Source organism: Inquilinus sp. (assembly GCF_039594555.1).
Lineage (GTDB): Bacteria > Pseudomonadota > Alphaproteobacteria > DSM-16000 > Inquilinaceae > Inquilinus.
The window spans coordinates 1-11,195 of sequence record NZ_JBCNNF010000227.1; the positions used below are offsets into that span (position 1 = coordinate 1).

At 66.4% G+C, this 11,195-nt stretch carries 11 protein-coding genes and 1 pseudogene; 10 read left to right on the plus strand and 2 right to left on the minus strand.

Features of this window, described 5'->3' with window-relative positions; translation table 11 throughout:
• From ABDW35_RS22260 to ABDW35_RS22295, 8 genes are all read left to right on the plus strand, one after another.
• The coding region (locus ABDW35_RS22260) for an ABC transporter ATP-binding protein (RefSeq protein WP_343716073.1) at positions 1 to 1,458 on the plus strand (1,458 nt) is incomplete at its 5' end.
• The gene (locus tag ABDW35_RS22265; protein ID WP_343716074.1) at positions 1,458 to 3,347 is read left to right on the plus strand and encodes an ABC transporter ATP-binding protein; all 1,890 of its coding nucleotides are present in this window, start codon (positions 1,458 to 1,460) and stop codon (positions 3,345 to 3,347) included. The genes ABDW35_RS22260 and ABDW35_RS22265, both read left to right, overlap by 1 nt.
• A gap of 544 nt (positions 3,348 to 3,891) precedes the next feature.
• Entirely contained in the window at positions 3,892 to 4,821 is a 930-nt protein-coding gene (gene cyoA, locus ABDW35_RS22270; RefSeq protein WP_343716075.1) for a ubiquinol oxidase subunit II, read from the plus strand.
• A 2-nt stretch (positions 4,822 to 4,823) separates the two neighbouring features.
• Positions 4,824 to 6,836, plus strand: a complete 2,013-nt coding sequence (locus tag ABDW35_RS22275; RefSeq protein ID WP_343716076.1) for a cbb3-type cytochrome c oxidase subunit I — start codon at positions 4,824 to 4,826, stop codon at positions 6,834 to 6,836.
• Complete coding sequence (locus ABDW35_RS22280; protein ID WP_343716077.1) at positions 6,833 to 7,528, plus strand: cytochrome c oxidase subunit 3; 696 nt, start codon at positions 6,833 to 6,835, stop codon at positions 7,526 to 7,528. Before ABDW35_RS22275 ends, ABDW35_RS22280 begins: the two co-directional genes overlap by 4 nt.
• A complete protein-coding gene (cyoD, locus tag ABDW35_RS22285) occupies positions 7,525 to 7,935 on the plus strand; it encodes a cytochrome o ubiquinol oxidase subunit IV (RefSeq protein WP_343716078.1) in 411 nt (136 codons plus the stop codon). Before ABDW35_RS22280 ends, cyoD begins: the two co-directional genes overlap by 4 nt.
• 264 nt (positions 7,936 to 8,199) lie before the next feature.
• The gene (locus ABDW35_RS22290) at positions 8,200 to 8,697 is read left to right on the plus strand and encodes an RNA polymerase sigma factor (protein ID WP_343716079.1); all 498 of its coding nucleotides are present in this window, start codon (positions 8,200 to 8,202) and stop codon (positions 8,695 to 8,697) included.
• Between the two features lie 12 nt (positions 8,698 to 8,709).
• Positions 8,710 to 9,012 carry a hypothetical protein gene (locus ABDW35_RS22295; RefSeq protein ID WP_343716080.1) on the plus strand — a complete coding sequence of 101 codons (303 nt, stop codon included), beginning with the start codon at positions 8,710 to 8,712 and terminating at the stop codon, positions 9,010 to 9,012.
• Here the strand turns inward: ABDW35_RS22295 and ABDW35_RS22300 are convergent.
• Positions 8,977 to 9,177 (minus strand): hypothetical protein, encoded by a 201-nt coding sequence (locus ABDW35_RS22300; protein WP_343716081.1) that lies wholly within the window; start codon positions 9,175 to 9,177, stop codon positions 8,977 to 8,979. The genes ABDW35_RS22295 and ABDW35_RS22300 overlap by 36 nt on opposite strands.
• A 263-nt stretch (positions 9,178 to 9,440) precedes the next feature.
• Between ABDW35_RS22300 and ABDW35_RS22305 the strand changes: the two genes are divergently transcribed.
• Positions 9,441 to 10,184, plus strand: a complete 744-nt coding sequence (locus tag ABDW35_RS22305; protein ID WP_343716082.1) for a Crp/Fnr family transcriptional regulator — start codon at positions 9,441 to 9,443, stop codon at positions 10,182 to 10,184.
• A 38-nt stretch (positions 10,185 to 10,222) separates the two neighbouring features.
• On the opposite strand, the gene ABDW35_RS22310 is transcribed toward ABDW35_RS22305, so the two are convergent.
• Positions 10,223 to 10,408: a hypothetical protein gene (locus ABDW35_RS22310; protein WP_343716083.1), complete on the minus strand. Its 186-nt coding sequence runs from the start codon at positions 10,406 to 10,408 to the stop codon at positions 10,223 to 10,225.
• A gap of 295 nt (positions 10,409 to 10,703) precedes the next feature.
• On the opposite strand from ABDW35_RS22310, the pseudogene ABDW35_RS22315 reads away from it, so the two are divergent.
• Positions 10,704 to 11,195 (plus strand): annotated as a pseudogene (locus tag ABDW35_RS22315) (hypothetical protein); the annotation flags it as partial.

The window sequence follows — 11,195 nt, forward strand, 5'->3', positions numbered from 1 at the left end:
CGCCTGGGCTTCAGCTTCCACGACCGCGCGCATACCGGCGACCTGATCACGCTCGGCATCCTGGATCTCGAAGGCGTGCGCATGTTCTTCAGCACCGGAATCGTGCGGCTGGTGCTGCTGACCGTGCTGATCGGCGTCGGCGCCACGCTGCTGCTCAGCACGGATCTGGTGCTCGGCCTCCTGAGCCTCAGCTTCGTGCCGTTCGTCGCCTGGCGCTCCTCGGTCACCCAGCTGCGCATGCGGTCGACCTGGCTCGCCCTGCAGGAACGGATGTCCGTCCTCAGCCGGGTCATGGAAGAGAATCTCGGCGGCATCCGCGTCGTGCGTGCCTTCGCGGCGCAGGCGCATGAGCTCGAGAAATTCGACCGGGCCTCGCAGGCCGCCATCGAGATCGGCCACAACCGGGTCGATATCCGCGTGGTCAACACCGCCGCGATGAACCTGTCCTTCTTTGTCGCGATGGGGCTGGTGCTCTGGGTGGGCGGCAACCGGGTGATCGATGGCGGGATCAGTGTCGGCACGCTGGCGACATTCCTGACATTCATGACCATCCTGCAGATGCCGGTGCGCCAACTGGGCCTGCTGGTCAACTCCTTCGCCCGCGCCTCGACCTGCGGCTCACGCCTGTTCGAGCTGCTCGATCTCGATCTCGGCATCAAGGACGAGCCCGGCGCCAAGGACCTGGTCGTCACCGACGGCGTGCTGCGCTTCGAGAACGTCGATTTCCGCTATCCGGGGGCCGGGGACCGCAACGTCCTGTCCGGCATCAGCTTCGAGGCGCGGCGCGGCGAGACCATCGGCATCGTCGGATCCCCCGGGGCGGGCAAGTCGAGCCTGGTGCATCTGATCCCGCGCTTCTACGACGTCACCGGCGGCCGGATCACCATCGACGGGCAGGACATCAGCAAGGTCACCCTCGATTCCCTGCGGCAGGCGGTCGGCATCGTGCAGCAGGATTCCTTCCTGTTCACCACCTCGATCGAGAACAACATCGTCTATGGCAGCCCATGGGCGAAGGACGACCAGATCGCGCGCGCCAGCGAATCCGCCCAGCTGCACAACTACATCCTCGGGCTGCCGGCGGGCTACGGCACCGTCGTCGGTGAGCGCGGCGTCTCCCTCTCCGGCGGGCAGCGCCAGCGCCTGTCGATCGCGCGTAGCCTGATGCTGAAGCCCGCCATCATGGTGTTCGACGATTCCACCGCCGCGATCGACGCCGGCACCGAGCAGCGGATCCGCAGCGCCATGCGGCGCTTCGCCAAGGGCCGGGTGACCCTGGTCATCGCCCACCGGCTGAGCTCCCTGATGCATGCCGACCGGATCCTGTTCCTCGAGGAGGGCCGCATCGTCGAAAGCGGCACCCATGAGGAGCTGCTGGCCAAAGGCGGCCGGTACCGCGCGCTCTACGACCTTCAGATGCGGCCGGGCGACGACGCCGCGCAGCCGGTGGTGCCCTGATGTCCGAAAAGACCGATGACCGGGACGAGGTCGAGGATCGGCGCGGCCGTCCGCGGGCCGTCGTCGGATCCCACCGCCCGGAGGAGGAGGTGTTCGGCGCGGCCTTCGACGGGCGCATCATCCGCCGCATCTGGCAGTTCGTGTATCCGTATCGCCGGAAGATGGTGATCGCGGTCGCGGCGGTGCTGCTGTTCACGCTGAGCCAGGTCGCCATCCCGCTGATCATCCGCTTCGCCATCGACCACGGCATGGCCACCGGCAGCCGCGGCGCCCTGGCGGGGGCCGCGATCGCGTTTGCCGTGGCAATCCTGATCAACTACGGCGCCAGCTGGGTGCAGGAGACGGTGGTCGGCAAGGCGGCGGAGGACGTCCTGTTCGACATGCGGCGCGCCATGTTCGCGCATCTGCAGCGCGTGTCCCTGTCCTTCATGGACAAGACGGAGGTCGGCCGGCTGATGTCGCGGCTGCAGGGCGACGTCAACTCCATGCAAGAGTTCATGGAGACGTCGGTCCTGTCGGTCGGCGACATCGCGCTGCTGGTCGGCATCATCACGGTGATGCTGCTCCTGGATGTCCGGCTGGCCCTTCTGACCCTGTCGGTGATGCCGGTGCTGTTCGTCGTGCGCCTGTGGTGGCTGCCGCGGGCGCGCGACGCCTTCATGGCCGCTCATGAGACGAATTCGGTCGCGAATGGCGCGCTGGCCGAGGCGATCCACGGCGTGCGCACGGTGCAGAGCATGGGCCGGCAGCAGCTCAACCTGCGGCTCTACGACGACAAGGCCCACGGCAATCTGCGCAGCCATCTTCGCGCTGCGAAATACGCGCAGGTGATGGTGCCGATCGTGGACACGCTGACCGGCGCCGCCATGGCGGTGGTCATCGTCATCGGCGGATCGATGGTCCTGGGCAACACCCTGGACATCGGCATCATGGTCGCCTTCCTGTTCTACATTCAGCGCTTCTTCGACCCGATCCGGTCGCTGACCCTGCAATACAGCGTCATGCAGCGGGCCATGGCCTCCGGCCACCGCATCGCGGAGGTGCTCGACATCCCGGTGGACATCCAGGACCGGCCGAACGCGGTCGACCTGTCGCCGGCGACCGACGGGTCGGTCGAGTTCAGGAATGTCACCTTCGGCTACCGGTCCGGGCAGCCGGTGCTGAAGAATGTGAGCTTCCGGGTCAATCCGGGCGAGACGGTCGCCCTCGTCGGCCCCACCGGCTCGGGGAAATCCAGCGCCATGGCGCTGGTGCACCGCTTCTACGATGTCTGGGACGGCCAGGTGGTGGTGGGCGGCCACGACGTGCGGGACCTGACGCAGGAGTCGCTCGGCCAGCAGGTGGCCATGGTGCTGCAGGAGCCGTTCCTGTTCTCGGGCTCCGTCTTCGAGAACATCCGCTATCACAGGACCGACGCGACCCTCGACACGGTGATCCGCGCCGCGAAGGCGGTGGGGGCCCACGATTTCATCGCGCGCCTGCCGGACGGCTACGAGACGGTGCTGGACCAGCGCGGCGGCAACCTCTCGATCGGCCAGCGGCAGCTGCTCAGCTTCGCCCGGGCGCTGGTGGCGGACGCCCGGATCCTGGTGCTGGACGAGGCGACAGCGAATATCGACAGCTACACCGAGATGCTGATCCAGAAGGCCCTGGTCACCCTGCTGGAAGGACGCACGGGCCTGGTCATCGCCCATCGGCTGGCGACCATCCGCCACGCCGACCGCATCATCGTGCTGCAGAACGGCGAGAAGATCGAGTCGGGCACGCATGACCAGCTGATGGCGGCCCAGGGCCTCTATGCCCGGCTCTACACCATGAACTACGCGTCGTTCGACGACATCCCGGACGCGGCCGTGATGAACCAGGCGCCGGTGGGCACGGCGACCTGATCCTCGGGCCGCGATACTCCTCGGCCCGTCGGGACCGCGTCACGAAGGAAGATCCGGTCGCGTTTGCACCCAGCGGAAGCTGCCGTTCCGCCGCTGGCGTAGAGCCAACGCGCGACCGGCGCGTCCGTGTCGCCGCCGAAATTCTGGTGCGCGCCCTGGCGGCCGGAGGATCGCGGCCGCGGGCGAGGGGCAGCGGACGACCTCGCGGGGCTGCAGCAGATCTGCGGCCGGGTGTCCGTCCTCTACCGCGGCGACATCGTAGGCATGGGGTGGCGACGGAGATCACGGATGCGCCACAGCATCCCTACACCCGTGCGGAACCATGTCGGATCGCGCGCCATTGGCAGCGTGAAGCTCAGGAACTCCAACCGCAGGATCCGAGCAGGGGCGCCCGCTCCCTGCGCCGGCTGATCCGCGCACCGGCGCATTCATGCTGCCGGGGTGCGGACAGATCCTGGGCTCGACGAGACGACAGGGACGTGGCTGCGGCTCGCACAGGGGCAGGGGCAATGGGGGCTCATGCCGATACGGATGGAGGCTCCTCATGGACGGCTTGCAGGCCGGAAGAGGCGCACAGGCCCGGGCTCGCCGGTGCTCGATCCTGGGTTTCGCCGGCATGGGCCTTGCCTCATGCTCGGGCGGGGTGCTGGACCCGCTCGGCCCTGTCGGCGAAGGCGACGCCAAGATCCTGATCGACGCCACGGTGATCATGCTGGCGATCGTCATCCCGACGATCCTGCTGGCCTTCTGGATGGCATGGCGCTACCGCGCGTCGAACCCCAGGGCGGAATACCTGCCGTACTGGTCCTATTCGGGGCGGATCGAAGCGGTGGTCTGGTCGATCCCGATCCTGACCATCATGTTCATCGGCGGCCTGATCTGGACAGGATCGACCAAGCTCGACCCGTTCCGGCCCTTGCCCTCCGAGAAACCGCCTCTCGAGGTCCAGGTCGTGTCCCTCGACTGGAAATGGCTGTTCATCTACCCGCAGCAGGGGATCGCGACGATCAACCAGCTGGTGGTGCCCGCCGGGACTCCGGTCCGGTTCTCGATCACCTCGGCCAGCGTCTTCAACGTCTTCTTCGTGCCGCGCCTGGGCTCGATGATCTACGCCATGCCGGGCATGGTCTCGCAGTTGCACCTGCAGGCCGACCAACCGGCGCGGCTCTGGGGCATCTCGGCCCATTTCTCCGGCGACGGCTTCTCCGACATGCAGTTCGAGGTGAGGAGCCTGCCGGAGGCCGATTTCACGGCCTGGGCCGCGGGCGTCCGGGGCGCCGGTCCGGTTCTGGACCAGAGCGCCTATGCCAGCCTGACGCACCAGACGCAGCGCGTGCCGCCTTCGACCTTCGGTGCGGTCGATCCTCATCTGTTCCACGCCGTCGCCAGCCAAGCGATCCCGCCGGGACCGGGGCCGCAGCCCGAGACCCCGGAGCATGCCGGGCGCGAAGTCTCCGCCGGCGGAAAGGACTGACGATGTTCGGCAAGCTCGATCTCTCGGCGATTCCGCTGTCCCAACCGATCCCGCTGGTCACCTCCTTCATCGTGATCCTCGTCGGCCTCGGCGTTCTGGTCCTGATCACCGTGAAGCGATGGTGGCCCTATCTCTGGCGCGAATGGGTCACCAGCGTCGACCACAAGCGGATCGGCGTCATGTATTGCCTGCTGGGCGTGGTGATGCTGATCCGCGGCTTCGCCGACGCCATCATGATGCGCACCCAGCAGGCGGTGGCGGTCGACGCGGCGGGCTACCTGCCGCCGGAGCACTACAACCAGATCTTCACCGCCCATGGCACGATCATGATCCTGTTCGGCGCCATGCCGCTGGTGCTGGGATTCATGAACTTCCTGGTGCCGCTGCAGCTCGGCGTCCGTGACGTCGCCTTCCCGACCTTCAACTCGGTGGGTTTCTGGCTGACCGCGAGCGGCGCCCTGCTGGTCAATGTCTCGCTGTTCATCGGGGAGTTCGCCCGCACCGGCTGGCTGCCCTATCCGCCGCTCAGCGAGACGGCCTACACCCCCGGCGTCGGTGTCGACTACTACCTCTGGGCCGTGCAGATCTCCGGGGTCGGCACGCTGATCACCGGGATCAACATCGTCACCACCGTGCTGAAGATGCGATGTCCCGGCATGAGCTATCTGCGCATGCCGGTGTTCTGCTGGACCGCGCTGGCCTCCTGCCTGCTGATCGTCGCCGCCTTCCCGATCCTGACGGCGACGCTGGCGATGCTGACGCTGGACCGGTATCTCGACTGGCACTATTTCACCAACACCGCGGGCGGCAACCCGATGATGTTCGTGAACCTGGTCTGGGCCTGGGGGCACCCCGAGGTCTATATCCTGGTCCTGCCGGCCTTCGGCTTCTTCTCCGAGATCTTCTCGACCTTCTCCGGCAAGCCGCTGTTCGGCTACCGCTCCATGGTCGCGGCGACGCTGTTCATCTGCGTCGTCTCGATGCTGGTGTGGCTGCACCACTTCTTCACCATGGGCGCCGGCGCTGCGGTCAACACCTTCTTCGGCATTTCGTCCAGCATCATCGCGGTCGGCACCGGGGTGAAGGTCTACAACTGGATCTTCACCATGTATGGCGGCCGGGTGCGGTTCGAGGTGCCCATGCTGTGGTCCATGGGCTTCATCTTCACCTTCGTCATCGGCGGCCTGACCGGCGTGCTGCTGGCCATCCCGCCGGCGGATTTCCTGACCCACAACTCGATGTTCCTGGTGGCGCATTTCCACAACGTCATCGTCGGCGGCGTGGTGTTCGGGATCTTCGCGGCCTACGAGTTCTGGTTCCCGAAGGCGTTCGGCTTCCGGCTGCACTCCGGCTGGGGCAAGGCCGCGTTCTGGTTCGCCTTCATCGGCTTCTGGGTGACGTTCACGCCGCTCTACGTGCTGGGGCTGGACGGCATGACGCGGCGCCTGCAGCACATCAACGTCCCGGAATGGGGGCCATGGCTGTACGTGTCCGTGGCCGGGGTCGGGATCCTGGCCCTGGGGGTGATCTCGCAGATCGTGCAGCTCGCGGTCAGTATCCGCGACCGCGACAGGCTGCGCGACGTGTCCGGCGACCCCTGGGACGGCCGTTCGCTCGAGTGGGCCACGCCGTCGCCCCCGCCCTTCTTCAACTTCGCCGTCATGCCGAATGTGGAGGGCGAGGAGGCCTATTGGGGGATCAAGCTGCGCGCCGTGGAGACGCAGCAGCTCTCCCCGGAGCCGGCATACGAGCCGATCGAGATGCCCCTGAACAGCCCGGTCGGCATCTACACGGCCTTCTTCACCACGGTCTTCGGCTTCGCGATGATCTGGCACATCTGGTGGCTGGCGATCGTCGCGCTGGTGGCGGCCTTCGCCGGATTCGTCGCCTTCGCCTGGCGCGACGTGCATGAGTTCGAGGTTCCGGCCGAGGAGGTGTCGCGCGTGGATCATGCCCGCCGCACGGCGCGCGAAGCTTTGCTCGAACGGCTGTCCCGGCAGGAGGCGCTGCCATGACCGATACGGGACTGCCCGCCAGCCTCGAGGCCATCCGCCGCATCCGGGAGGACCCCCACCGGCTGGGGCATCGCGCCCATGGGCCCGAGGAACCGGTCGAGGGGGCCGGTCATGGCGGGACCGGCCCCGCCCACAAGCGCATCATCGTCGGCTACGGCTTCTGGATCTTCCTGCTCAGCGACATCGTCATGTTCGCCTGCTTCTTCGCGGCCTTCGCCGTGCAGCGGAGCGCAACGGCCGGCGGCCCGACGATCGCGGAGATGGTCGACCTCCGCCGCGTGGGGCTTGAGACGGCGGCGCTGCTGCTGTCCAGCTATACCTGCATGCTCTCCTTCGCGGCCACCAACGCGCGGAACCGGCTGTGGACCGAGATCTTCCTGCTGGTCACCGGCCTCCTGGGCCTCGCCTTCGTCGCCCTCGAGCTGCTGGAGTTCATCGAACTGGCCCAGCGGGGGATCACGCCTCAGCGCAGCGGCATGATCACCGCCTTCTTCGGACTGGTGGGCCTGCACGGGCTGCACGTCACCCTCGGCGGCCTGTGGCTCGCCACCATGATGGCTCAGGTGCTGCTCAAGGGGTTCCGCCGCGAGATCATCCACCGGCTGATCTGCTTCAACCTGTTCTGGCACGCGCTGGACATCGTCTGGATCGGCATCTTCACCATCGTCTACCTGATGGGGAGCGGCGCATGAGCACGCCCGACCTCGACCGTCTGCACGCCGGCACGCTGCATCATCGTGCCGACCACGCCCCCGGCGACGAGCCGCCGGAGGAGAGCGGCCACTGGGTGCGCAACGCCAATCTGGGCCTTGCCTTCTCGATCGTGCTGACGGCGGCGGCCTTCCTCCTGGCGGGATCCGACGTCATCTACCCGCCGGCCGTCCCCGTGGCCCTGATCGTGCTCGCGATCGCGCAGATGGGGGTGCACCTGGTGTTCTTCCTCCACGTCACCACGGGGCCGGACAACACCAACAACGTGCTGGCGCTCGCCTTCGGCGTCCTGGTGGTGGCCCTGATCGTCGTCGGGTCGATCTGGATCATGGACCACCTGACCCAGAACATGATGCTGATGGACCAGATGATGCAGATGCAGCCATAGGCCGGGCGCTCGGCTGAGCAGCAGCGGCGCGGGCAGTTGCGCCGCCTTGTGGACATATCAATTGATAATATCGGGATCCAGATGCCGAGGTCTCCTTCGACAAGGCTTCAATTATCGTTTGTTAGGTTGGATGTGCGATGAGCTTCGCATTCCGTCAAATCATGCTTTGTGAACTGCTGATCTGGATCGATTTGTCGATTTTGTGTCGGAACAAGGGCGCGATCAGGTTGTTTTGCCAGCGAAGTTGATCGAACGGAGCGATCAATGCTGAAGAACAGCACCTCGCCGAAACAGGCCTTTGAAGACCAGATCTCCCCGGTGCTCGGCGACCTTCGCCGATATGCGGCGAAGCTCACCCGGAATACCGCGGATGCCGACGACCTGCTGCAGGAGACGCTGTTCCGGGCTTACCGGAAGTTCCATCTCTGGCAGCCGGGAACCAACCTGACGGCGTGGCTCGTCGTGATGATGCGCCGTATCTTCCTGTCGAATGTCGCCACCCTCCAGGCCCGGGCGGAAACGGCGCCGATCGAGGATTGGGATGGGGCGGCGGCGCCGAGCCAGCTGCTTGCCATTGAGCTTCAAGACGTCGATCGCAGCATCAGGAAGCTATCGCCGGAACACCAGAAGATGATCCGGATCGTCGCCGCCAACGAGATTCCCTATGAGGAGGCCGCGGAGCAGCTCGACGTCCCGGTCGGAACCGTTCGATCGCGCCTGGGTCGCGCCCGCAGCCAGTTGAAGACCATTCTCGCGCATTGAAGGAGAGCCGATATGCAGCGCCGACGAGCGTCCACCGAGATCCTGGTCATCGACGCCTATCGCCAGAGCCGCGCGGCCGGGCTGGACGAGTGGACGGCCTGCGAGGCGGCCCTGGCCGAATTCAGGATGCGGCATCCCGAGGCCTCGCTCGAATTTGCCAATGGCTTCATCTCGCGGGTGCTGTCGACGCTCAGGCCCCGGGCTGCCGAATGGCCGGCCTCACGTCATCCCGTGGCGTCGTCGCCCGGGCCGCTTCGCACCTTCATCGGCGAAGGCCGCTCAGATCAGGCGGGCGATCGCGCCGGCCTCCGCTGAACGGTCGACCAGCTCCTCGAGGGATCGCGCTTCCAGGTCGAGGTTTCCTTCCAGCAGCATGAGCGCCAGCGCGCAGGCGATGGCGCTCTTCTCGTTGTCGGACATGGGCTGGCGGTCGCTCATCATGGCGCGGCGCAGCCAGACGGCCAGTTCGGTCGGGGTCATCTGTCCGTTGCGCACATGTCTCAGCATCACTCGGACCATCTCCACGGCACTTCGGAATTCCGCTGATCTCGTGTCTGGCATGCGGCGTTGCCCAGTCTCTCCGTCGGTCGCGCCGGTCAGGCATCTTTTCTCGATCAACGGCGTTTCGGGGGCTGCCGGTTCCCGTGCCGGCGGCTGGCGAACCGCGTGGCGCCTGGCCCCGTTGACGATATGACACGGCGCGACGGATCAGGCGCCGGCTTCCCCAGGGTCGGGCCGAGACAATGGATTCATCGGGCTATGCGCTGCACCGCGAGGAGATCGAAGGGACACTGGCGCGTGGGGAGCGGAAGATCGCTGCGCTGCCGGGTCTGCAACGTCATTACGTCCGGCGCGGAACGACGCTGATCCGCGGCGGGGGTGGCCACGATTACGTCTACCGCATGCAAAGCGGCTGGGCCGGGCGGGTCCGCAACCTGCCGGATGGGCGCAGCCAGTACATCCTGATCTTCCTTCCGGGCGACCTGTTCGGCGTGAAGAGCATGTTCGTGGCTTCCCATCCGGATTCGATCCTGGTCATGGCCGATTCCGTGATCGAGCAGATCGACTACCGGGAACTGCGGCAGGCCTTCGACGAGGATCGCGACGTGGCCACGCGCTGCATCTGGCAGGTGATCGAGGAGGAGCGCCGCCTGCACAACTGGATCGTCAGCCTCGGGCGCGGCTCGGCGGAGGAGCGGCTGGCCTTCTTCCTGAACGAGATCCGGGGCCGCCTCGTGCTCTCCGGCACCATCGACCATGACGCCCGGGCGTTCGACCTGCCGATGACGCAGCCGCAGATGGGGGAATATCTCGGGCTCTCGACCGTGCACATCAACCGGACCCTGAAATGGCTCGACCAGGCGGGCGTCGCCACCAAGCGCGGCCGTCGGGTCTATATCAGGGACCAGGGGGCGCTCGCCGGGCTGGCCTATCCGCTGGTGGACCGGCACGAGCGCGCGACAGCGGATCTTCGGGCCGGGGCCTGACCCTGCGCCTTCGGCCAACCGCATCCATCATCCCGGGCTCAGAGCATCGGCTTGGAGAGCATCAGCCAGAAGATGACGATGCTCGAGATCAGCACCAGTTTCGGACTGCAGCCGGACAGCCGGCGGCTGCGGCCGATCTCCCATAGACGGTCCGGGTCCATGTGAGCCTGGGCGGTGCCGCTCGACAAGTCGCCATGGCAGCGTCGGTAGCGCCTGTCGATCATCGTATCGCTATGAATGGCTGTTCATCGCCTATTCGCAATGTTGTGTCGAGTGATCGTTATTTTAGTTCAGCAAGACGATAATAAAACGTTTTATATATTTCTGTTAAATCCAATCAATCATCCGCTCTCCATTCCATTTCTTACGTCCACTCCGGCCTTCCGGAGGGCAGCCGTTCAATTTTGATCGTGCGGATCGCACGGACCGCCGTCCGGCCGCGCCGTCCATGGCCTTACCAGGCCTGGATGCGCCGCCGCGATCCGCTGCTTCGTTCGGCCCCAGCAGGAGAACCAGCTCATGTTCGACATCACCACGGCGCGCACCATCACCTATGGCGCGCAGGACAGTCTTTCCGTGACCGTGTTCCGGGACCGGACGGAGGCCGGCATCTGGTACATGGCGCCGGTGCCCCGGCTGCGGCTGCAGGGCGGCAAGCCGGTCTTCGCATTGACCAAGTACCGCTCCACCGCGGGCGGCATCGCCGGCGTTTGCAGCTTCGAGGTCGAGCTCACGGCCCCGGAGGAGGCGAAGCGGGCGGCGGAGGCCAAGATCGGCGGCATCGCCGGCTGGGGCCAGTTCACCTGGACCAGCGGCGAGGTCTTCTTCGACTTCGAGCTGCCCGACGGCCAGAAGATGACCGGGCGCACGGTGGCGCAGACGCCATCGCTGTTCGGCAGCAACGTCGCCGGCTTCCAGGTGGAGCTGGACAGCGACGCCGCGCTCAACACCTTCATCGCCGGCTTCACCGGCCCCGGCACGCTGTCGCCCTTCCGCATCGAGTACCGGATG

Excerpts from the sequence above, each read along its gene's own strand:
- ABDW35_RS22305 (WP_343716082.1), top strand. The coding sequence starts at position 9,441 with ATGGATTCATCGGGCTATGCGCTGCACCGCGAGGAGATCGAAGGGACA.
- ABDW35_RS22275 (WP_343716076.1), top strand. The coding sequence starts at position 4,824 with ATGTTCGGCAAGCTCGATCTCTCGGCGATTCCGCTGTCCCAACCGATC.
- ABDW35_RS22300 (WP_343716081.1), bottom strand. The coding sequence starts at position 9,177 with ATGACCCCGACCGAACTGGCCGTCTGGCTGCGCCGCGCCATGATGAGC.
- ABDW35_RS22280 (WP_343716077.1), top strand. The coding sequence starts at position 6,833 with ATGACCGATACGGGACTGCCCGCCAGCCTCGAGGCCATCCGCCGCATC.
- cyoD (WP_343716078.1), top strand. The coding sequence starts at position 7,525 with ATGAGCACGCCCGACCTCGACCGTCTGCACGCCGGCACGCTGCATCAT.
- ABDW35_RS22265 (WP_343716074.1), top strand. The coding sequence starts at position 1,458 with ATGTCCGAAAAGACCGATGACCGGGACGAGGTCGAGGATCGGCGCGGC.
- ABDW35_RS22290 (WP_343716079.1), top strand. The coding sequence starts at position 8,200 with ATGCTGAAGAACAGCACCTCGCCGAAACAGGCCTTTGAAGACCAGATC.
- ABDW35_RS22310 (WP_343716083.1), bottom strand. The coding sequence starts at position 10,408 with ATGATCGACAGGCGCTACCGACGCTGCCATGGCGACTTGTCGAGCGGC.
- cyoA (WP_343716075.1), top strand. The coding sequence starts at position 3,892 with ATGGACGGCTTGCAGGCCGGAAGAGGCGCACAGGCCCGGGCTCGCCGG.
- ABDW35_RS22295 (WP_343716080.1), top strand. The coding sequence starts at position 8,710 with ATGCAGCGCCGACGAGCGTCCACCGAGATCCTGGTCATCGACGCCTAT.